Source organism: Mycobacterium sp. 852014-52144_SCH5372336 (assembly GCF_001665615.1).
Lineage (GTDB): Bacteria > Actinomycetota > Actinomycetes > Mycobacteriales > Mycobacteriaceae > Mycobacterium > Mycobacterium neumannii_A.
This window is the reverse complement of sequence record NZ_LZSW01000043.1, coordinates 83,505-102,685: the sequence shown is the minus strand read 5'-3', so window position 1 is coordinate 102,685 and position 19,181 is coordinate 83,505. Positions and strand designations below refer to the sequence as shown.

Genomic DNA, 19,181 nt, shown 5'->3' with positions numbered 1-19,181 from the left:
CGTAGGTCACCGCAACAGGATGACACAGGCCGACGTCCTCATACTTTCGGCGCGCCATCGACCACCTCGAACGCTGTGATCCGCGCCTCACCTGCATGCTTTATCAACGGTAGTAAGGTCATTGCGATAACCGGTGCCCGTCGACGCAGATGAAGGATGTGATGAGCGATCTCGCCAACACCGCCGCGAGGAGAGGCGCGCAGCCGGGCGGCGAAGTGTTGAATCGGCGCGGCGGCAGGCTGCCGCGCGATGAGCGTCGAGGGCAGCTACTGGTCGCTGCCAGCGAGGTTTTCGTCGACCGCGGCTACCACGCGGCAGGTATGGATGAGATCGCCGAGCGCGCCGGGGTCAGCAAACCCGTTTTGTACCAACATTTCTCGTCCAAGTTGGAGCTCTACCTGGCGGTGCTTGCCAAGCATGTGGAGAACCTCGTCTCCGGTGTGCGCCAGGCGCTGCGCACGACCACCGACAACCGGCAGCGGTTGCGCGCGGCGGTCCAGGCGTTCTTCGACTTCATCGAGCACGACGGCCAGGGCTACCGGTTGATCTTCGAGAACGACTACGTCAACGAACCGCAGGTCGCCGCGCAGGTGAAGGTGGCCACCGAGGCGTGCACCGACGCGGTGTTCGACCTGATCAGCCGCGACTCCGGGCTCGAGGCGCACCGGGCCAGGATGATCGCGGTCGGCCTGGTCGCCATCAGCGTCGACTCCGCACGCTACTGGCTCAACAACGACCGCCCGATCTCCAAGGACGACGCGGTCGAGGGCACGGTCCAGTTCGCTTGGGGCGGACTGTCACACGTGCCGCTTACCCGGTCTTAGATCCGATCCCGACCCCGAAGCCGACGCGTCGGACATCGGCAGCGCCGATCTCCACGTAGGCGATCTTGGACGTCTGCACGAGGAAGCGCCGGCCCTTCTCGTCGGTCAGGGCCAGCACACCCGAATCCTTGGCCAGCGCCTCGGTGAACAACTGCTCCACCTCGCTGGGTGTCTGCGCGCTGTTGAAGCTCAACTCGCGCGGGCTGTCCGTGACACCGATCTTGACCTCCACGCCGTGGGCCCCTTTCGTTTTCGAAGAACTTGAGCCAAGGCTAGTGGACGACCCGCCGACCGACCGCACCACGCCGGTGAGTTCGCGGTCGGCGAAGCGCCGAGACCTACGGCGACCGAACCGAGTCCGGACCGTAACCAACACACCAGCCGCTGAACCTCATCTGTCACTTCTGCCTCGATAGCATCAGGCGCGGCAAGATCTTCTACGCTCGAGACGACACCGGGAAAACCCACATGAACAGGTCTTACACCGCGCACTCACCGTATTCGCTGGCCCCGACGGAGCGGATTCCCAGCTACTCCGATTACTCGGAGCCGCCTGTCGAAGACTTCGACTACGACTACCCCGGGTCGCCCGAGTTCGAGGACTACGACGACTACGAGCAGTCATACGACGAGGAGAGCATCGACCGGCGCTGGATGTGGGTCGCCGGCGTGGCCGGGGTGATCCTGTTCATCGCGATCGGCACCACCGGCATCATCCTCGGCGGCGGCGACAGCGGTTCGGTGTCGGCCACCGCGACGTCGGACGCGCCGGCGCCGTCGAGCGCTCCCGCCACCACCGCGCCGAACGCGGGAACGGCTGCGCCCATCGTCCCCTCGCTGCCGCCGGAGACCGTCACGACGGTTACCCCGAGCGCCGAGACGACCCCACCACCCGCACCGAGCACGACGGCGCAGGCAGCCGTTCCGCCGCCCGCACCGCCGTCACCGCGCACCGTGACCTACCGGGTGACGGGTAACCGCCAGCTGCTCGACCTGGTGACCGTGATCTACACCGACGGACAGGGCGCGCTGCGCACCGACGTCAACGTCGCGCTGCCCTGGGTCAAGCAGGTGGTCCTCGACCCGGGTGTGGAGCTGAAATCGGTCACCGCGACCAGCGTCGGCGGTCAGCTGAACTGCAGCATCCTCGACGCCGCGGGCACGCTGATCGCCGCGCAGAACAACAACTCGATGATCGCCACCTGCACCCAGTAGGTCAGGCGAGGCCCAGTTCCTCCATCCGGGAGGCGTGTGTCCGCTGGAGCCGGTCGAAGAACTCGGTCATCTGGGTCAGACCTTCACCGCTGGCCAGGACCAGGTCGACGAGCTCGTCGTGATCGGCCATCACGAACTGCGCCTGGGTGATGGCCTCACCCAGGAGCCGCCGCGACCACAGCGCCAGCCGGTGGCGCTGCCGGTCGCTGGCCGTCACCGCCGCGCGCACCTCGGCGACGACGAACTGGGAGTGGCCGGTCTCCGACAGGACCGCGCGCACCACGTCGGCGACCTCGTCGGGCAGGGCGTGGGCGATCTCGAGGTAGAAGTCGGCCGCAAGGGCGTCACCGACATAGGTCTTCACCAGTGCCTCAAGCCAGGTGCTCGGGGTGGTCAACCGGTGGTAATTCTCAAGGGCGGACGCGTATTTCGTCATCGCTGGCACGACGTCGACTCCGCGGTGCTCGAGCGCGTCGCGCAACACCTCGTAGTGGTTCATCTCCGCGGCCGCCATACTCGCCATGTTGATGCGCCCCCGAAGGTTCGGCGCCATGCGCGCTTCGTCGGTGAGGCGGTAGAACGCCGCCACCTCGCCATAGGCCAGCAGCGCGAAAAGCTCGTTTACGCCGGGATGGTCGGCCGACACATCCGAGGTCGCCGAGTCGGTCTGCCCGGGTGCCGGAGGCGTCGTGTTCATGGGCCCAACAATAAACGCCGACGGCGGGTGGCTCGTCGAGCGAGCGCCGCCAGGTACGATGGGTGCGGGCGGTGGCATTTTCAAGGCGTCTGCAAGACATTTGTAGAGCCCGCCGCGACCCAAAGAAATGTGCGTGCACGCAGTCGGTCCGCCTACCTCAGTGCAGGGCCTTGGTCTTCACGGGCCAGCTTTTGTCGAACTCGTGCGCGCGTGGAAGCCATGAGGACGACAATTGAAAGGCCTCGTTTTCGCGTATGACGCATCTCAATCCCACCTTTGCTGAACTGGGAGTTCGCGACGAAATCGTTCGCGCTCTCGCCGAGGACGGCAAGCAGCATCCATTCGCCATCCAAGAGCTGACCATGCCGATGGCATTGGCCGGCGACGACCTGATCGGCCAGGCCCGCACCGGCATGGGCAAGACGCTGGCGTTCGGCGTTCCCCTGCTCCAGCGGATCACCACTGACCCCGACCGCCCCCTGACGGGCGTCCCACGGGCCTTGGTGGTCGTACCCACCCGCGAACTGTGTCTGCAGGTGTACGGCGACCTGGCGGCCGCCGCGAAGTACCTCACCGTCGGCGACCGCAAGCTGTCGGTCACGTCGATCTACGGTGGTCGGCCCTACGAAGGACAGATCGAGGCGCTCGAGAAGGGCGTCGACGTGGTCGTCGGCACACCGGGCCGGCTGCTCGACCTTGCCCAGCAAGGGCACCTGAAGCTGGGCGGACTGTCGATGCTGGTGCTCGACGAGGCCGACGAGATGCTCGACCTGGGCTTTTTGCCTGACATCGAGCGGATCCTGCGCCAGATCCCCGACAGCAGGCAGTCGATGCTGTTCTCGGCGACGATGCCGGATCCGATCATCACGCTGGCCCGGACCTTCATGAACCAGCCGACGCACATCCGCGCCGAGGCCCCGCATTCGGCGGCCACCCACGACACCACCGAGCAGTTCGCCTACCGCGCGCATGCCCTGGACAAGGTGGAGATGGTCGCCCGCATCCTTCAGGCCGAGGGTCGGGGCGCGACGATGATCTTCACCCGCACCAAGCGCACCGCACAGAAGGTCTCCGACGAACTCGCCGAGCGCGGCTTCAAGGTCGGCGCGGTGCACGGCGACCTTGGACAGGGCGCGCGCGAGAAGGCGCTCAAGGCGTTCCGCACCGGCGAGATCGACGTACTCGTCGCCACCGACGTCGCCGCGCGCGGCATCGACATCGACGACGTCACCCACGTCATCAACTACCAGATCCCCGAGGACGAGCAGGCCTACGTGCACCGCATCGGCCGCACCGGGCGCGCCGGCAAGACCGGTGTCGCGGTGACCCTCGTCGACTGGGACGAGCTGGCGCGCTGGACGATGATCGACAAGGCGCTGAATCTCGGCTGCCCCGATCCCGCCGAGACGTATTCGAGCTCACCGCACCTCTACAGCGAACTGGGCATTCCCGCCGATGCCTCCGGCACCGTCGGCGAGCCCGTGAAGGTGCAGAGCAGCAGGCGCGCCCAGGCCGAAAAGTCCGATGACCGCCCCGCGCGCAACCGCAACCGCACGCGTCGCCGCACCCGCGGCGGCAAGTCGGTCACCGGTCACCCCGAGGCGTCCCCGACGTCGTCCGATCAGGATTCCGGCGAGACGGGCGAAGGGTCCGGCGACACAGCTCCCGCCAAGCGCAGGCGCAGGCGCCGACCCCGCAAGGCTCCGGCCAGCACCGGCTAACCCACCGCCTCCCCGCGATGGTCAAACCCGAACGCCGCACGCGCACCGATGTGATGGTGGCGCTGGCGATTGGCGTCGTGGTCGCGGTGACGGCCGGGCTGGTGTGGTGGACCAGCGACGCGCGGGCCACGATCAGCAGGCCCGCCGACGGCCCGGTTCCGGCACTGACCCCCGCCAAGGCGGTTCCGCAGTCGCTGCGGCAGCTGTGGAGCGCACCCAGCGGGGCCACCACGATGCCGTTGGTCGTCGGCGGCGCGGCGGTGACCGGCGACGGACGGGCCGTGGAGGGCCGCGACCCCGCGACCGGGACCACGCTGTGGAGTTACGAACGTGATCTCGACCTGTGCGGGGTCAGCTACGTCTACCAGTACGCGGTCGCGGTCTACCCCGACACCCGCGGCTGTGGCCAGGTCAGCACGATCGACGCCAAGACCGGCATGCGCGGTCCGGCGCGGTCGTCCTACGCCGACCCCTCGGTGACCCTGTCGTCGGATGGCACCGCGGTGCTCTCGGCGGGTGAGAACCGGCTTGAGTTGTGGCGTTCCGACATGGTCCGAATGCTGAGCTACGGCGCCCTGGACGCGCGCATCAAGCCGGATGTCCCCTCGCAGCCGCTGTGCCGGCTGGTGTCCGCACAAGCGAGTTCGAGCGCGGTGTCGGTGCTCGAGGCGTGCCCGCGGCAGCCCGATCTGCGCCTGACGCTGCTGCGGCCCTCCGATGAGGAGGACACCCCGGAGTTGAGGTATGTCCAGCAACCGGGTGTCGCGCCGGATTCAGGCGCACGCGTGGTGGCCGTGGCCGACACGATGACCGCGGTCTATGTGCCCACACCCAAGCCCGTGGTCAACATCGTCGACGAGACGGGCGCGACGGTCGCCAGCACCCCGGTGCCAAGCCCGCCGTCGCCGCAGGCCACGATGTCGCGGGCAGGCGACCTGATCACGTGGTGGACCGGTGACAGCGTAATGGTGTTCTCCGCCAACGGATTGGAATACCGCTACACCGTCACGCCCGAGGGCCGGAACAAGCCGCTGGGGCCGGCGACGATCATGGCGGGGCGGTTGCTGGTCCCCGTCACCGACGGCTACGACGTGTTCGACCCCACGACCGGGCAGGGCGAACGCCACATTCCGCTGACACGGCCGCCGAGCGCGGCGCCGGTGGTGCCCGCGGTGGCCGGCTCGATGGTGATCGAACAGCGCGGCGCGGAACTGGTGGCGCTCGGCCAGTCGTGACTTGGGTGCGCTACCAGTCGCGCAGCGATCGGTAGTGCACCGAAATCGCTATATCTCGGGGGCGAACGTCGGCATCGGTTTGCCGTTCTTCCAGTGCTTGAGCAGCGCGGTGGCCAGCTCGCGGTAGGCGGCGGCACCCTTGTTCTTGCGGCTGGCCAACACCGACGCGCCCGAGGCGCTGGCTTCGGCGAACCGGACGGTGCGCGGAATCGGCGGCGCCAGCACCGGCAGGTCGTAGCGGTCGGCGACGTCGAGCAGCACGTCGCGGCTGTGGGTCGTCCGTGAGTCGTACAGGGTCGGCAACGCACCCATCAGCTTGAGGTCGGCGTTCGTGATCGCCTGGACATCGGCGATGGTGCGCAGGAACTGCCCGACGCCGCGGTGCGCCAACGTCTCGCATTGCAGCGGCACGATCACCTCGTCGGCGGCGGTCAACCCGTTGAGCGTGAGCACGCCGAGCGAGGGCGGACAGTCGATGAGCACGACGTCGTAGTCGGACCGGCCCGATGAAGACGACGCCCCAGCCCCTCGGCCTGATGTCGCCGGCGTTCCGGCTCCGACGCCGAGCTTGGCCAGCGCCCTCTTGAGCGCGTACTCGCGCCCGGCGCGCATCAACAGCATGGCCTCGGCCCCCGCCAGGTCGATGTTGGCGGGCAGCAGTGTCATCCCCTCGGGCGTCTCCAGCAGGGCGACGTCGGGTTCGACCTCGCCGAGCAGCACTTCGTGGATAGACACCGCCAGCTTGTCCGGGTCGTGGCCCAGGGAGAACGTCAGGGACCCCTGCGGGTCGAGGTCCACGAGCAGGACCCGCTTACCCGTCTCCTGAATCGCCGCACCCAACGACGCCACCGTCGTCGTCTTGGCTACCCCACCCTTTTGATTGGCGACCGCAAGTACTCGCGTCACGGTGCCCATCGTTGCATGGCTCGGGACACCGCGACCGACCGTGCGGCAGAATCAGTGAGCGTGGCCCTTCTGGAGCACCGCCTGATCCTGCTTCGTCATGGCGAAACGGAGTGGTCGAGAAGCGGTCGGCACACCAGCCACACCGATCTCGAACTGACCGCGGCCGGCGTGGAACGCGCCAAGCTGGCCGCCGAAGCGCTGGCCGAACTCGAACTGGACAACCCGCTGGTGCTGTCCAGCCCATTGCGGCGCGCGGTGCAGACCGCCGAACTGGCCGGGCTGAACATCGACGAGGTGTCGCCGCTTCTGCGGGAATGGGACTACGGCCGCTACGAGGGGCTGACGACGCCCGAGATCCGCCAAACCGTCCCCGACTGGCTGATCTGGACGCACGGCGCCGACGGCGGCGAGAGCGTGGAGACGGTCACGCAGCGCGCCGACAGCGCCCTGGAGTCGGCGCTGAGCAACATGACGTCGCGCGACGTCGTATTCGTGGGCCACGCGCACTTCTCCCGCTCGATGATCGCGCGGTGGGTCGAACTGCCGGTGTCCGACGGGATCCGGTTCGCGATGGCGGCCGCGTCGCTGGCCGTCCTCGGATTCGAGCACGCCATGCGCCAGATCATCGCGCAGGGACTGACCGGCCATCAGGATCCGTGTAAACCACGGTGACCCGCGAACCGTCCTTCGTCCTGGCCTCCCGCGGCGCCGTCGTCGCGGAGGGAGTGCACACCGCGTTCCCGAAGGTCGCCGAGGCGCGAGCCGCGCTGGCATCGCACAGCGCCCCGATCATCGTGGGGGCGTTGCCTTTCGACATGACCAAACCGGCGGCGCTGATCCGCCCGCAGAGCGTCCAGTTCCTCGACGCGCTGCCGGACTGGCCGCTACGTCCGATGCCCGGCGTACAGATAGCCGAGGCGCTGCCGGATCCCGACGAACACCGCGCGCGGGTCGCCAGCGCCGTCGACCGGCTCAACAGCCCGTCGAGCGGACTGCACAAGGTCGTGCTCGCCAGGGCCCTTCGGCTGGCCGCCGACGGACCGCTGGACGCGCGCACCGTCCTGCACCGGCTCGTCAGCGCCGATCCCGCGGCCAACGGGTACCTCGCCGATCTGACCGCCGCGGGCGGCGGTTACTCCGGAAGCGTGCTGGTGGGCGCAAGCCCCGAGCTGCTGGTGGCCCGCCGCGGCGATCAGGTGGTCTGCGCACCGTTCGCTGGTTCGGCTCCGCGCTCCCCCGACCCCGACACCGACGAGGCGAACGGCGCCGCGCTGGCCGCCTCAGCGAAGAACCTTCGCGAGCACCAGTTCGTGGTCGACACGATCCGCGACGCGCTCGAGCCGCTGTGCGCCGACCTCGAGGTGGCCGCCGAACCGGCGCTTCGCAAGACCGACTCGGTGTGGCATCTGGCCACCCGCATCACCGGCACACTTCGCGAAAGATCGATCACCGCACTGGACTTGGCCATCGCGCTGCACCCGACGCCTGCGGTCGGCGGCGTGCCCACCGCCGATGCTGCCGACCTGATCGCCGAGCTCGAAGGCGACCGCGGTTTCTACGCCGGTGCGGTCGGCTGGTGCGATCAACGCGGCGACGGCCGGTGGGTGGTGTCGATTCGCTGCGCTGCGCTGTCGGCGGATCGCCGTACGGCCGAGGCATATTCGGGCGGCGGCATCGTCGCCGAATCCGATCCCGACGACGAACTGGCGGAAACCACAACCAAATTCACCACAATCCTCGCTGCGCTTGGCGCCGCGACGTGACCGAGCTGATCCGCAGGGTGCGCCCCGGTGACGAGCGCGAGCTGACCGCGATGGTCCACGAACTCGCCGAGTTCGAACACGCCGCGCACGAGTGCACCGTGACCGAAGACCAGATGCGCCGAGCGCTTTTCGACGAACCGGCCGCCGTCGCGGGCCACATCGCCGAGGTCGACGGACAGGCCGCCGCGGCCGCGCTGTGGTTTCGCAACTTCTCCACATGGGACGGTGTCGCCGGCATCCACCTCGAAGACCTCTACGTGCGCCCGCAGTTCCGCAGGCGCCGGTTGGCCCACAAGTTGTTGGCAACCCTGGCACGGGAGTGCACCACGCACGGTTACACCCGGTTGTCGTGGGCGGTGCTCGACTGGAACGTCAATGCGATCGCGCTCTACGACGCCGTCGGCGGCAAGCAACAGACGGACTGGATCACTTACCGCGTCTCGGGGCCCGAACTGTCGGCGCTGGCCGCAGAATCGCCGTGAGTCCCCACCCACTCCAGGGTCGAGGGACTGAACAGCAGCGCCAGCGTCACCACCGCCACCACGCCGATGGGCGCGGCGTACAACCACTGGTGCGAACCGACGCCCATGTAGTAAACGACCGGTAGGAGCAGCAGTTGGGCGAACACGGCGATGCCACGCCCCCACCGCCTGCCCGTCCACAACGCCCATGCCGCGGCCAGCACACCGGCGCCCATGATCGCGAACCACAGCGCCGTGCCGTATTTGTTCAGCCCGGACTCTTCGGCCCTGCCGAACCCGCTCACCACATAGACCAGCGCCGCGACCAGGGCAGCCGCGCCCTCCACGGCGACCAGGACAGCGGCTTGGCGCACCGTCGTCGGAGATGGAACGATCACGCCCTCGAGCGTAGAGGGGCGCGCAGAACCGGTTCAGTAGGCTCAGACCCCGTGCGCGCCGTGCTGATCGTGAACCCGAATGCGACGTCAACGACTCCGGCCGGCCGTGATCTGTTGGCCCATGCGCTGGAGAGTCGGGTGAAGCTGACCGTCGCGCACACCGATCACCGCGGACATGCCATCGAGATCGCCCGCGACGCGGCACGTGACGGCGTCGACGTCCTGATCGTGCACGGCGGCGACGGCACAGTGAACGAGGTCGTCAACGGCATTCTCGAGGTCGGGGGGCCCGGTGCCGCAGCGCCCGCCGTCGGCGTGGTGCCCGGCGGGTCGGCCAACGTCTTCGCGCGCGCCCTCGGCATCAGCCCGGACCCGATCGAGGCGACCAATCAGCTGATCGACCTGCTGTCGGAGTACCGCCGCCGCAAGTCGTGGCGGCGCATCGGGCTGATGGACTGCGGTGAACGCTGGGGCGTGTTCACCGCAGGGATGGGCGTCGACGGCGACGTGGTGGCCGCCGTCGAGGCGCAGCGCGCGAAGGGCCGCGTCGTCACCGCTTCGCGCTACATCCGCGTCGCCATCCGCGAGATGCTGGCCAGCACCCGTAACGAACCGTCGCTGACCGTGCACCTGCCCGACCGCGAACCGGTCGGCGGCGTGCACTTCGCGTTCGTGTCCAACGCCAGCCCCTGGACGTACGCCAACGCCCGCCCCGTGTGGACCAACCCGATGACGACCTTTGAGACCGGCCTGGGTGTTTTCGCCACGACCAGCATGAATGTGTGGGCCAACCTGATGCTGGTGCGGCGGATGCTGTCCAAGAAAGCGCGCATCGAGGCCAAGCATCTGATCCGTGACGACGACCTGCCGTGGCTGCAGGTGACCAGCGAGGCGCCGGTCGCCTGCCAGATCGACGGCGACTACGTCGGATTACGCGATTCGATGATGTTCACCGCCGTCCCCGACGCGCTCGGCGTGTTGGCGCCTGCACCAGTAGAGGTCCCTGACCTGCGGTGATGGACTGGCGGCGTAGCATTTCGGGCGCAGTTGGATCGAGTCTAGTACAGACGAGTCTGCGGCGTGCGAAGCCACCCGGCTAGTGACATTGCGCACTTGTTAACTCGCGAGTATTGACATCTGTCCAGCCTGTGAAAGCATCGAAGCAACGTTGCAGAAACATTCAATGTGCACGCGTTAAACAGCCGAAGAATATGCCATGCGCCGTGCTGCGCACAGGTGACGTATCTGACGAGGAGTTTGATCTAATGGATTGGCGCCACAAGGCGGTCTGTCGCGATGAGGATCCGGAACTGTTCTTCCCGGTGGGAAACAGCGGCCCGGCGCTCGCCCAGATCGCTGACGCGAAGCTCGTCTGCAACCGCTGCCCCGTGACCACTGAGTGCCTGACCTGGGCTTTGGAGTCCGGACAGGATGCCGGTGTCTGGGGCGGTATGAGCGAGGATGAGCGTCGCGCACTCAAGCGTCGTAATGCTCGCACCAAGGCCCGCAGCGGAGTCTGAGCACTACCCGAACCAAACAAGATACGGCCCCGACATTCGTCGGGGCCGTATCTTTCTGTAAATGCAATAACGGCCGATTTACGACACGAAAGGTCGATTTGCGAATTGCGAAGTTTGCTACTGCGCGAGTCGACGCTGCCGGCCCAGCGGCACCCGCAGCACCACATCGGTTCCGCCGTCCTGTCCCTCGCGCATGCCCAGCGACCCGTCCAGTTCGGCCGACACCAGCGTCCGCACGATCTGCAAGCCGAGCCGGTCGGCCTTCTCCAGGCTGAACCCGTCGGGTAGCCCCCGGCCGTCGTCGTGGACGACCACATCCAGCCACCTGGCCGAGCGCTCGGCGCGGATGGTGACACTGCCCTCGCGCACGCCGGGGTCGAAGGCGTGCTCGATGGCGTTCTGCACCAGCTCGGTGATCACCATGATCAGCGCGGTGGCGCGGTCGGCGTCGAGCACACCGAGATCGCCGACCCGGTGGATGCGGATCGGACTGTCAACGGCGGCAACATCATTCATCATCGGCAGGATCCGGTCGACCACCTCGTCGAGGTTGACCTCCTCGTCCACCGACATCGACAGCGCATCGTGGACCAACGCGATCGAGGAGACCCGTCGCACCGATTCCATCAGCGCCTCGCGGCCTTCGTCGTTGTTGGTGCGCCGGGCCTGCAGGCGCAGCAGCGCCGCGACGGTCTGCAGGTTGTTCTTCACCCGGTGGTGGATCTCGCGGATCGTGGCGTCCTTCGACAGCAGGGCGCGGTCGCGGCGCTTGACTTCTGTCACGTCGCGGATCAGCACCGCTGCGCCCACCGGTTGGCCGTGCACGACGAGCGGGAGCGTACGCATCAGCACGGCCGCACCACCGGCGTCGACCTCCATGCGCATGCTCGATCCACCGGCCAGCGAGTCGCGCACATGGTTGGCCAGTTCCTGCGCCTCGAACGGGTCCCCGATGAGCGGGCGTGTGACGGTGACCAGGTTGTGCCCGCCGAGTTCGGCGGCCAGCCCCATCCGGTGATAGGCCGAGATCGCATTGGGGCTCGCGAAGGTGACCACACCCGTCTCGTCGAGCCGGATGAACCCGTCGCCGACCCGTGGGCTCGAGCGCGACATCGCGATGTCCCCCACGTTGGGGAAGGTGCCCTCCGACAGCATGTGCAGAAGGTCGCCTGCGCACTCGAGGTAGGCCGACTCCAGCGGGCTGGCCTTCCTGGACTCCAATGCGGTCTGATGCGTCAGCACCGCGACCACCTCGTCCTTGTACCGGACCGGAACGGCTTCGACGTTGAGCCCTGGTGAAACCTGTTGTCCTGCACCGTCTCCCACGACGATTTCACCCGCTGCGAACGCCGTGGTTACGAGTGGCATCGCGTCGGCGTCGGCCAGCGTGCTGACCGCGTCGGCCAGCAGTACCGTCGGCGCGGTGTTCGGCCGCACCTGCGCGACGCAGACCAGGGCGCCGTCGTCGCGGCGCACCCACATCAGGTAGTCGGCGAAGGACAGGTCGGCGAGCAGTTGCCATTCGCCGACCACCGCATGCAGGTGGTCGACCGCATTGCCGGGCAGCATGGTGTGCTCGGCGAGCAGATCACCGAGGGTGGACATCGGGGGTTACTTCCGGCGGTGGTTCACGACGCGGTGATCAGCTGATCACCGCGATGAGGTCACCGGCCTGGATGACGTCGCCGACCGAAACGCTGACCTTGCTCACGGTGCCCGCCACCTCGGCCAGCACCGGGATCTCCATCTTCATCGACTCCAGCAGCACCAGGGTGTCCCCCTCGCCGATCTGATCGCCCTCGCTCACCACGACCTCGAGCACACTGGCCACGATCTCAGCGCGAACGTCCTCGGCCATCATCACCCCATCCGCTTTCCGCTGCTGTACGACTTTCGGCCTACATCGAACCACACGACCGGCTTGTCAGCGCTGTCGCCGGGCCATGAGACAATGGTCCGAACGCGCCCGCCGAGCACGGGCCGAGAAATCCCCAGAGCACTCGGAGGTAGACCATGGCCAAGCGTGGCCGTAAGAAGCGTGACCGCAAGCACACGAAGGCCAACCACGGTAAGCGGCCCAACGCCGGCTCGAAGTCGGTGCGCTAGCGCCTGGGCGTGATCCTCGGCGCTAACCGCGCCGGATGATGGTGGTGCGGCTGATCTCGATGCGCAGCCGCTCGCGCAGGCTCTCCGGCGCCTTCTCGCCGCCGCATTTCTTCGCGATCAGGCTCTTGACCCGCTCCTCGACGCCGTAGTGGCGCAGGCATGCGGGGCACTCCTCGAGATGATGCCGCAGCTTGTCGCGGGTTTCGGGGGTGCATTCACCGTCGAGCAGCGTCCACACCTCGGCAATGACCGCGGCGCATTCGGGATGCTCGGGGTCGATGGGACCGACGGGGGGCTGCCATCGCTCTTCGCCAGAGAACGAGCTCACGACGAGACCTCCTCGGGTGTGTCCATCTGCTGTCCCCGAATGAACCCGCGGTCGCGGGCCACGTCGGCCAACAGCTCGCGGAGCTGGCGCCTGCCCCGATGTAACCGGGACATCACCGTGCCTATCGGCGTGTCCATGATCTCGGCGATCTCTTTGTAGGGGAAGCCCTCGACGTCGGCGTAATAAACCGCCATCCGAAAATCCTCCGGCAGCGCCTGCAGCGCTTCCTTGATCTCGTTGTCCGGCAGCGACTCGAGCGCCTCCACCTCGGCCGAGCGCAGGCCGGTCGAGGAATGCTGGGCGTTGGCCGCGAGCTGCCAGTCGGTGATCTCCTCGGTGGGGTACTCCGCCGGCTGACGCTGCTTCTTGCGGTAGCTGTTGATGTAGGTGTTGGTGAGGATGCGGTACAGCCACGCCTTGAGGTTGGTGCCCTCCCGGAACGACCGGAAGCCGGCGTACGCCTTGACCATGGTTTCCTGCAGCAGGTCCTCGGCGTCGGCGGGGTTGCGCGTCATCCGCAACGCACCGCCGTACAGCTGGTCGAGCAGCGGAATCGCGTCGCGCTCGAAGCGCGCGGTGAGCTCGGCGTCGGTCTCCTGAGGTTCAGGAGCCTCCTGCGCCGAATCTCGGGTTGACCCGTCGGAGTCGGTCATGGTGGGGAACACCGTCCCTTCTGTCGCGGTGCCAGCGAATAAACCCGGCAGATCGACCGGGAGCACTGGAAAGTCCATAGCCAGCGTTGGCACCTGACCCCCTCCGCTCATCCTAGAGGTTGAGACCGACATGTTTTCTGCCCGCGAACTCCCGTCGCGGTGCAGCCATCGTCAACAACAGCGGCACCGGCCCCGATTGTTCCCCGAAGCCCGACGTTAGAGCGTCGCACTAGGCTGGCGCGGTGGCACGCGCAGCAACTCCGGCCATCGCCGCGCTGGTGGCCGCCGGTGTTACGCATGAGGTTCTGCGCTACCGCCACGATCCGCGCCAGCCGTCGTTCGGCGAGGAAGCCGTGGAGGCGCTTGCCCGGTCCGAGGGCGTGGCGCCGGAACAGATCTTCAAGACGCTGGTGCTGGCGTTGCCGACAGGCCTCGGCGTTGCCGTGGTGCCGGTTCCTGCCAAGCTTTCGTTGAAGGCGGCCGCGTCCGCGCTCGGCGTGCCCAGGGCCACCATGGCCGAACGCGCGGCCGCCGAGCGGTCGACGGGTTATGTGATCGGCGGTATCTCCCCGCTTGGGCAGCGGACGCCGCTGCCGACGGTGATCGACGAGACGGCGCTGATGTGGGACCGGGTGCTGTGCTGTGCAGCGCAGGCAAGCGCGGCTTGGAGGTCGCCGTGGCCCCGCAAGACCTGATCCGGCTGACCGACGCGGTGACCGCAGACATCTGCGCGTGAGCGTCCGGCGCCTGTTTTTCGCGAAACGGCATTCCAGCAGCGAAAGTTCGAGTGCGGACCTGCCGGAACGCAATTTCGCGGCGGATAGGGTGAGACCATGTCGCTTAACGGGAAAACCATGTTCATCTCCGGCGCGAGCCGCGGCATCGGCCTGGCGATCGCCAAGCGCGCCGCGGCCGACGGCGCCAACATCGCGCTGATCGCGAAGACGGCTGAACCCCACCCCAAGCTGCCCGGCACGGTGTACACCGCGGCCAAGGAGCTGGAGGACGCGGGCGGGCAGGCGCTGCCGATCGTCGGTGACGTCCGCGACGGTGACTCGGTGAATGCGGCGGTCGCCAAGACCGTCGAGCAGTTCGGCGGCATCGACATCTGCGTCAACAACGCCTCGGCGATCAACCTCGGTTCGATCGAGGACGTCCCCTTGAAGCGGTTCGACCTGATGAACGGCATCCAGATCCGCGGTACCTACGCGGTGTCGCAGGCGTGCATCCCCCACATGAAGGGCCGCGAGAACCCGCACATCCTGACGTTGTCGCCGCCAATCCGGCTGGAGTCGCAGTGGCTCAAGCCGACTGCCTACATGATGGCGAAGTTCGGGATGACGTTGTGCGCGTTGGGAATCGCCGAGGAGATGCGCGACGCCGGTATCGCGTCGAACACGCTGTGGCCCCGCACGCTGGTGGCGACCGCGGCCGTGCAGAACCTGTTGGGCGGCGACGAGGCGATGGGCCGCGCCCGTAAGCCCGACGTCTACGCCGACGCCGCCTACGTAATCCTCAACAAGCCGGCCCGCGAGTACACCGGCCAATCTCTGCTCTGCGAGGACGTGCTGCTGGAGTCCGGCGTGACCGACTTGTCGGTGTACAACTGCGTGCCCGGCGCGGAACTGGGCGTCGATTTGTGGGTGGACACTCCGAACCCGCCCGGGTACACGGGTCCGTAGTCAGCCGACGACGCACGGGCGCCCGAATCGCGCCCGCACGCCGGTCGTGAACAGTGCCCGCAGCATCGGCCCGGTGGGGATGACGCCGGCGGCGGCGACGAGATCGTCGCGCACATCGATGATTTCGGCGCCACACAGGGGCCACGGGTCGTGTTCGTTCGGCACCCACCACGTGCGGCCGGCCTTGCGGGTGTGCGCACCCCAGCGCGCGGTCAGCCACACCTCCAGCGGCGTGGGCGTCACTTCGCCGCCGACACGCACGGTCAGGACGCTGCGCAGTCCGCGGCGCGGCCACCGCCGCCGGCTGGTGTAGGTGACCGTGGCCGCGGTCCTTTCGATGCGCATCTTCGCCCACGCATAGGGAATTCCGAGGGTGAGCCGGAGAGTCGGAACGACCGCAAGCCGCTCGGTCTCCAACGAACGGAACACCACCCCGTGGCGGCCCGATTCGTCGATCGAGTACAGCCGGACGTTGGTCTCGGCGAAGGTGCCGAGGTACGGCAGCGGAACGGTCCGCCCGATCGTCGTGCCGCGCATCCGGAACGGCACCAGGCCGACGTAGGTGAATCCGTCACTGAAGACGTCGGGGCGGGTGCCTGGTGGGCAGAGCGAGGCGACCGTGTCCGGACGTACCGGCCAGTGGACGAACGTGAGGTCGCACCAACGTTGTTCGGAGAAGACCGGTCGTGGCACCGCGCCGGCGACGACGGGGTATCCCGCCAGTGCGTCGTCGGGTACGCCCGTCATCGGCCCATCGTGGCATCGCCGTCAAGGGCGCGTCAGGGAACGCAGAGTTCAATGCCGAACAGGTTGGCAGGCCAGAATACCGCCGTCACCATGAAGGCGCCGATGTCCGACCCGGCCGGGATCCGCGTGCGCAGCGCGGTGTCGATCAACTGCACCTGCTCGGCGTCGAAGAAGGCCCACACCAGGCCGATCAGCAGGTACGGAATCGACAGCCACATGGCTGCCTCGATCATCGCTTCGACGCTGACCCGGCGACTGAGCAGGCGGCGCAAGGCCGTCATACCAGTGCCTTGTGCATACGGACCCGGCGGCGCACGTCGGCGAGCAGCACGTAGCTACCGCCCTGGCGAAGGAACACCGGCATGAACCTGTTGACGAAAGCGACTGTGAGGAAGAGCCATTCGAACAGGAACTGGGCAAATGCGTTCCACCGCAGGCCCATCTGTTCGCGGAACACCGGGGCGAGGAATCCGGTGGTCAGGAACTTCAGCAACGGCCGAAACGGCAGTCCGAGCAACGGGTTGATCATGCGCAGGTTCAGCATGTGCATCAGGTGTTCGCGGACCCGGTCGTCGATCTTCACCCGCTCGCACGCGGTGCGCCAGTAGTCGTCGAATTCGGCGCGCGTCGGCGGCCACTGCTCTTCGGTGACCTGCAGGGTGGTGCCCAGCGGCCATGCGGAGCGGTAGAACTGCTCGGCCTGCTCCGGTGTCATCTCACCGCGCAGCAGCTGATAGGTGTCCTCCAGCCCGACGAAGAGACAAGCGGCCACCCACATCTGCAGGTCGCGGTCGAACGCGTTGTACCGCACCGGGCTCTCGGCGGTCGACTTGACGTGCCGGTGCGCGCTGTTGACCGCCTCCCGGAACGCCGCGCGGTCATCGGGAGTCCCCAGCACCGAGACCGCGAGGTACTGGAACGTCGTGCGCGCCCGCTTCCACGGGTGTTTGAGCAGGTTTCCCGAGTCGACCTTGCTCTCCGCGACGCCGTAGCCGACCTCCGGCCAGGACAACTGCATGACGACGTTGGCCGCTCCCCCGGCGAACGCCCAGAAGTCCATCGCCTCGGCGGCGGTGACATCGGCGTCGGGGTCCCATCGGGCGGTGCGCCGTCGAACGGAGATGCGGTTGCGGTTCGTCATCCGACGCACACCGCCGAGAAGACCAGCGCCGGCCAGAACGCGACGGAACCGACCAGCTGGACGAACCAGGCCAGTCCGCTGCCGTCGAGCCGGTCCAGGCGCAGGGCGGTCCAGCCGATGCCGACGACGACGTAGGGTGCGGCGAGGATGAGCCCGGTGCCGATCCACTCGGCGATGGTCATCTCGAAGCTCAAGAGCTTCCTCACCGCAGTGACCATGCCTGACCCCCTCATCTGACCTATCCGGCACTATGTTAATGCCCATTCTGACGTGATCAGGCAGATGCGGGAAAACTCGACCGCGGCACGGGGGTGCCGGTGCCGGTGCCGGTTCAGGAGAGCATCGAGCGCACGCTGTCGGCGAACGCCGCGGTGGTGAAGCACGTCGGTTCGGCGAACTCCTCCAGGGTGAGGGCATCGGACCAGTCGGCGTCGGCGGCCGCCCGCAGCAGGGGCTTGCTCATCGCGACGGCGTGCGGCGGGAGCGCGGCGATGCGCGAACACCAGTCGTCGGCGGCCGCGAGCAGACGGTCGTGATCGACGACCTCCTGCACCAGGCCGAGCCGTCGGGCCTCGCGGGCGTCGATGTGTTCGCCGCGCAGATAGTAGGCCAGCGCGCCCTGGTAGCCCAGCCGCCGGGTCAGCGCCCAACTGGTGCCGACCTCGGGGATCAGTCCCAGCTTGGCGAATGCGGGCACCACGACGGCGCGTTCGCTGGCGATCACGAGATCACAGGTCAGCGCCCAGGCCAGCCCGACGCCTGCCGCTGCGCCGTTGAGCGCGGCGACGAAGATCGTGTCCGATCCGGCGATCAGCCGCGCGATACCCCCGAATTCGCGGCGGATCCAGCGCCAGATGTCGGCAGCGCCCTCCGGTGCGTCGAGTTGGTCGATCGCGGCGTCCATCATGCGGAGATCGCCTCCGGCGCTGAAACCCGGGTCCGTGCCGGTGAGCACGACCGAACGCACGTCGGGGTCGGCGTCCAGGTCGGTCAGCGCTCGCCGCAGTTGACGCACGAGCGGGGCGGACAGCACGTTGAGCCGTCGTGGCTCGTCGAGCGTGACGACGGCCCTGTCTCCGCGGTGCTCGACGCGCACCCGAAGCGGCGCATCGGCCTGGTCGCCGCTGGTCACCATGTTCCGGTACAGCGAATCGGTCATGACGGGTTCTCCTCGGTATCGTTGGCGCGCAACGCCTTCCACGCAGCGTCGGCAAGGGTCTCGATGGTGCCCGGCGGTATCCGTTTGGCCGCTCCGGCGATCCAGTACCGGCTGTACTCCTGGGCGGGGCCGAGCCACAGCGCTGCCGTGACTCCCGCGCGCATCGGCTGTAGCGCGCCGTAGCCGTGGTGCGGACGCCACCAGTCTTTGATGGCTGCGAAGAAGGCGTCGTTGTGTGCGCGCAGTTCTGCGCTGTCGAGCCGGGGGCCGAGCAGCAGACCGGCCTCGCCGCGATGCGCCGAGATCCACCGCAGGTGATAGGTGACGCCGCCGCGGATGCCGCCCTCGGCGGTGTCGTGTCCGCGCAGCGTGGTGACGAACCCGGCCTGGTATTCGCTGAGCAACTCTGCGAAGACAGCGGCGGCGAGTGAAAGTTTGTCGGGGAAATGGTGATACAGCGCACCAACGCTCACTTCGGCCTCGCGGCGCACCTCGTCGAGGGTGGCCGAGAGCGCGCCGTCGGACGCGAAGCGGCGGCGCGCGACGGCAAGCAACCGGCTCCGCGCATCGGGACGCGTCCGCGATGGCACGAGGATTACTCTAACTGAACCGAGGAATTCTCTGT

The 19,181-nt window shown here is 67.7% G+C and carries 25 protein-coding genes and 1 pseudogene; 12 read left to right on the top strand and 14 right to left on the bottom strand.

What is annotated here, in order from left to right:
* Positions 1–161 precede the first annotated feature (161 nt).
* Positions 162–824, top strand: coding sequence for a TetR/AcrR family transcriptional regulator (locus A5759_RS10020; protein WP_064394435.1), 663 nt, complete (start codon positions 162–164; stop codon positions 822–824).
* On the opposite strand, the gene A5759_RS10015 is transcribed toward A5759_RS10020, so the two are convergent.
* Entirely contained in the window at positions 811–1,056 is a 246-nt protein-coding gene (locus tag A5759_RS10015) for a DUF3107 domain-containing protein (protein ID WP_064394334.1), read from the bottom strand. The genes A5759_RS10020 and A5759_RS10015 overlap by 14 nt on opposite strands.
* Positions 1,057–1,292: 236 nt before the next feature.
* On the opposite strand from A5759_RS10015, the gene A5759_RS10010 reads away from it, so the two are divergent.
* On the top strand, positions 1,293–2,039 hold the full coding sequence (locus A5759_RS10010; protein ID WP_068196879.1) for a hypothetical protein: 747 nt from the start codon (positions 1,293–1,295) through the stop codon (positions 2,037–2,039).
* Between the two features lies 1 nt (position 2,040).
* Here the strand turns inward: A5759_RS10010 and A5759_RS10005 are convergent, their stop codons facing one another.
* Positions 2,041–2,736, bottom strand: a complete 696-nt coding sequence (locus A5759_RS10005; RefSeq protein ID WP_068196876.1) for a ferritin-like fold-containing protein — start codon at positions 2,734–2,736, stop codon at positions 2,041–2,043.
* A gap of 254 nt (positions 2,737–2,990) precedes the next feature.
* On the opposite strand from A5759_RS10005, the gene A5759_RS10000 reads away from it, so the two are divergent.
* Both A5759_RS10000 and A5759_RS09995 read left to right on the top strand, forming a co-directional pair.
* Complete coding sequence (locus A5759_RS10000; protein ID WP_068196873.1) at positions 2,991–4,457, top strand: DEAD/DEAH box helicase; 1,467 nt, start codon at positions 2,991–2,993, stop codon at positions 4,455–4,457.
* A 17-nt stretch (positions 4,458–4,474) separates the two neighbouring features.
* A complete protein-coding gene (locus A5759_RS09995) occupies positions 4,475–5,692 on the top strand; it encodes a hypothetical protein (protein WP_068196869.1) in 1,218 nt (405 codons plus the stop codon).
* 48 nt (positions 5,693–5,740) lie between these two features.
* Here A5759_RS09995 and A5759_RS09990 read toward each other — a convergent pair whose 3' ends face one another.
* A complete protein-coding gene (locus A5759_RS09990) occupies positions 5,741–6,607 on the bottom strand; it encodes a ParA family protein (protein ID WP_068196866.1) in 867 nt (288 codons plus the stop codon).
* A gap of 6 nt (positions 6,608–6,613) precedes the next feature.
* Here A5759_RS09990 and A5759_RS09985 point away from each other — a divergent pair, with 6 nt between their 5' ends.
* The 3 genes from A5759_RS09985 to A5759_RS09975 are packed head-to-tail and all read left to right on the top strand — an operon-like array spanning position 6,614 to position 8,843.
* A complete protein-coding gene (locus A5759_RS09985; RefSeq protein ID WP_369816184.1) occupies positions 6,614–7,270 on the top strand; it encodes an acid phosphatase in 657 nt (218 codons plus the stop codon).
* Complete coding sequence (locus tag A5759_RS09980; RefSeq protein WP_068196863.1) at positions 7,267–8,361, top strand: isochorismate synthase MenF; 1,095 nt, start codon at positions 7,267–7,269, stop codon at positions 8,359–8,361. The genes A5759_RS09985 and A5759_RS09980 overlap by 4 nt, the downstream gene beginning before the upstream one ends.
* Positions 8,358–8,843, top strand: coding sequence for a GNAT family N-acetyltransferase (locus A5759_RS09975; RefSeq protein ID WP_068196860.1), 486 nt, complete (start codon positions 8,358–8,360; stop codon positions 8,841–8,843). The genes A5759_RS09980 and A5759_RS09975 overlap by 4 nt, the downstream gene beginning before the upstream one ends.
* Here A5759_RS09975 and A5759_RS09970 read toward each other — a convergent pair.
* On the bottom strand, positions 8,792–9,220 hold the full coding sequence (locus A5759_RS09970) for a hypothetical protein (protein WP_064394716.1): 429 nt from the start codon (positions 9,218–9,220) through the stop codon (positions 8,792–8,794). The genes A5759_RS09975 and A5759_RS09970 overlap by 52 nt on opposite strands.
* Positions 9,221–9,271: 51 nt before the next feature.
* Here A5759_RS09970 and A5759_RS09965 point away from each other — a divergent pair, with 51 nt between their 5' ends.
* The gene (locus A5759_RS09965) at positions 9,272–10,237 is read left to right on the top strand and encodes a diacylglycerol kinase family protein (RefSeq protein WP_068196857.1); all 966 of its coding nucleotides are present in this window, start codon (positions 9,272–9,274) and stop codon (positions 10,235–10,237) included.
* A gap of 248 nt (positions 10,238–10,485) precedes the next feature.
* Positions 10,486–10,740: a transcriptional regulator WhiB1 gene (gene whiB1, locus A5759_RS09960; protein ID WP_014208822.1), complete on the top strand. Its 255-nt coding sequence runs from the start codon at positions 10,486–10,488 to the stop codon at positions 10,738–10,740.
* 117 nt (positions 10,741–10,857) lie between these two features.
* Here whiB1 and A5759_RS09955 read toward each other — a convergent pair whose 3' ends face one another.
* Together A5759_RS09955 and A5759_RS09950 are read right to left on the bottom strand one after the other, a co-directional pair.
* Entirely contained in the window at positions 10,858–12,345 is a 1,488-nt protein-coding gene (locus A5759_RS09955) for a sensor histidine kinase (RefSeq protein ID WP_068196854.1), read from the bottom strand.
* A 37-nt stretch (positions 12,346–12,382) separates the two neighbouring features.
* On the bottom strand, positions 12,383–12,598 hold the full coding sequence (locus A5759_RS09950) for a biotin/lipoyl-binding carrier protein (protein WP_043414713.1): 216 nt from the start codon (positions 12,596–12,598) through the stop codon (positions 12,383–12,385).
* Between the two features lie 155 nt (positions 12,599–12,753).
* On the opposite strand from A5759_RS09950, the gene A5759_RS26560 reads away from it, so the two are divergent.
* On the top strand, positions 12,754–12,846 hold the full coding sequence (locus tag A5759_RS26560) for a 50S ribosomal protein bL37 (RefSeq protein WP_090355725.1): 93 nt from the start codon (positions 12,754–12,756) through the stop codon (positions 12,844–12,846).
* 22 nt (positions 12,847–12,868) lie between these two features.
* On the opposite strand, the gene rsrA is transcribed toward A5759_RS26560, so the two are convergent.
* Positions 12,869–13,126 carry a mycothiol system anti-sigma-R factor gene (gene rsrA, locus A5759_RS09945; RefSeq protein WP_231984608.1) on the bottom strand — a complete coding sequence of 86 codons (258 nt, stop codon included), beginning with the start codon at positions 13,124–13,126 and terminating at the stop codon, positions 12,869–12,871.
* A 44-nt stretch (positions 13,127–13,170) separates the two neighbouring features.
* Positions 13,171–13,827: a sigma-70 family RNA polymerase sigma factor gene (locus A5759_RS09940; RefSeq protein ID WP_197506011.1), complete on the bottom strand. Its 657-nt coding sequence runs from the start codon at positions 13,825–13,827 to the stop codon at positions 13,171–13,173.
* Between the two features lie 242 nt (positions 13,828–14,069).
* Here A5759_RS09940 and A5759_RS09935 point away from each other — a divergent pair.
* Positions 14,070–14,563: pseudogene (locus A5759_RS09935) on the top strand (aminoacyl-tRNA deacylase).
* 97 nt (positions 14,564–14,660) lie between these two features.
* Positions 14,661–15,509 carry an NAD(P)-dependent oxidoreductase gene (locus tag A5759_RS09930; protein ID WP_066848912.1) on the top strand — a complete coding sequence of 283 codons (849 nt, stop codon included), beginning with the start codon at positions 14,661–14,663 and terminating at the stop codon, positions 15,507–15,509.
* Here A5759_RS09930 and A5759_RS09925 read toward each other — a convergent pair whose 3' ends face one another.
* The 6 genes from A5759_RS09925 to A5759_RS09900 all read right to left on the bottom strand — a co-directional run bounded on the left by A5759_RS09925 (position 15,510) and on the right by A5759_RS09900 (position 19,146).
* Complete coding sequence (locus tag A5759_RS09925) at positions 15,510–16,256, bottom strand: YqjF family protein (protein ID WP_068196844.1); 747 nt, start codon at positions 16,254–16,256, stop codon at positions 15,510–15,512.
* Positions 16,257–16,288: 32 nt separating this feature from the next.
* Positions 16,289–16,537 (bottom strand): hypothetical protein, encoded by a 249-nt coding sequence (locus A5759_RS09920; RefSeq protein ID WP_066848917.1) that lies wholly within the window; start codon positions 16,535–16,537, stop codon positions 16,289–16,291.
* Positions 16,534–17,397: an oxygenase MpaB family protein gene (locus A5759_RS09915; protein WP_068196841.1), complete on the bottom strand. Its 864-nt coding sequence runs from the start codon at positions 17,395–17,397 to the stop codon at positions 16,534–16,536. Before A5759_RS09915 ends, A5759_RS09920 begins: the two co-directional genes overlap by 4 nt.
* Positions 17,394–17,603 (bottom strand): hypothetical protein, encoded by a 210-nt coding sequence (locus tag A5759_RS09910; RefSeq protein ID WP_082962071.1) that lies wholly within the window; start codon positions 17,601–17,603, stop codon positions 17,394–17,396. The genes A5759_RS09915 and A5759_RS09910 overlap by 4 nt, the downstream gene beginning before the upstream one ends.
* 125 nt (positions 17,604–17,728) lie before the next feature.
* Positions 17,729–18,556: an enoyl-CoA hydratase/isomerase family protein gene (locus A5759_RS09905; protein WP_068196835.1), complete on the bottom strand. Its 828-nt coding sequence runs from the start codon at positions 18,554–18,556 to the stop codon at positions 17,729–17,731.
* Positions 18,553–19,146, bottom strand: coding sequence for a TetR/AcrR family transcriptional regulator (locus A5759_RS09900; protein WP_068196833.1), 594 nt, complete (start codon positions 19,144–19,146; stop codon positions 18,553–18,555). Before A5759_RS09900 ends, A5759_RS09905 begins: the two co-directional genes overlap by 4 nt.
* Between the last annotated feature and the right edge of the window lie 35 nt (positions 19,147–19,181).

Excerpts from the sequence above, each read along its gene's own strand:
- A5759_RS10020 (WP_064394435.1), top strand. The coding sequence starts at position 162 with ATGAGCGATCTCGCCAACACCGCCGCGAGGAGAGGCGCGCAGCCGGGC.
- A5759_RS10010 (WP_068196879.1), top strand. The coding sequence starts at position 1,293 with ATGAACAGGTCTTACACCGCGCACTCACCGTATTCGCTGGCCCCGACG.
- A5759_RS10005 (WP_068196876.1), bottom strand. The coding sequence starts at position 2,736 with ATGAACACGACGCCTCCGGCACCCGGGCAGACCGACTCGGCGACCTCG.
- A5759_RS10000 (WP_068196873.1), top strand. The coding sequence starts at position 2,991 with ATGACGCATCTCAATCCCACCTTTGCTGAACTGGGAGTTCGCGACGAA.
- A5759_RS09995 (WP_068196869.1), top strand. The coding sequence starts at position 4,475 with ATGGTCAAACCCGAACGCCGCACGCGCACCGATGTGATGGTGGCGCTG.
- A5759_RS09990 (WP_068196866.1), bottom strand. The coding sequence starts at position 6,607 with ATGGGCACCGTGACGCGAGTACTTGCGGTCGCCAATCAAAAGGGTGGG.
- A5759_RS09985 (WP_369816184.1), top strand. The coding sequence starts at position 6,614 with ATGGCTCGGGACACCGCGACCGACCGTGCGGCAGAATCAGTGAGCGTG.
- whiB1 (WP_014208822.1), top strand. The coding sequence starts at position 10,486 with ATGGATTGGCGCCACAAGGCGGTCTGTCGCGATGAGGATCCGGAACTG.
- A5759_RS09955 (WP_068196854.1), bottom strand. The coding sequence starts at position 12,345 with ATGTCCACCCTCGGTGATCTGCTCGCCGAGCACACCATGCTGCCCGGC.
- A5759_RS09950 (WP_043414713.1), bottom strand. The coding sequence starts at position 12,598 with ATGGCCGAGGACGTTCGCGCTGAGATCGTGGCCAGTGTGCTCGAGGTC.
- A5759_RS26560 (WP_090355725.1), top strand. The coding sequence starts at position 12,754 with ATGGCCAAGCGTGGCCGTAAGAAGCGTGACCGCAAGCACACGAAGGCC.
- A5759_RS09940 (WP_197506011.1), bottom strand. The coding sequence starts at position 13,827 with ATGACCGACTCCGACGGGTCAACCCGAGATTCGGCGCAGGAGGCTCCT.
- A5759_RS09930 (WP_066848912.1), top strand. The coding sequence starts at position 14,661 with ATGTCGCTTAACGGGAAAACCATGTTCATCTCCGGCGCGAGCCGCGGC.
- A5759_RS09925 (WP_068196844.1), bottom strand. The coding sequence starts at position 16,256 with ATGACGGGCGTACCCGACGACGCACTGGCGGGATACCCCGTCGTCGCC.
- A5759_RS09920 (WP_066848917.1), bottom strand. The coding sequence starts at position 16,537 with ATGACGGCCTTGCGCCGCCTGCTCAGTCGCCGGGTCAGCGTCGAAGCG.
- A5759_RS09915 (WP_068196841.1), bottom strand. The coding sequence starts at position 17,397 with ATGACGAACCGCAACCGCATCTCCGTTCGACGGCGCACCGCCCGATGG.
- A5759_RS09905 (WP_068196835.1), bottom strand. The coding sequence starts at position 18,556 with ATGACCGATTCGCTGTACCGGAACATGGTGACCAGCGGCGACCAGGCC.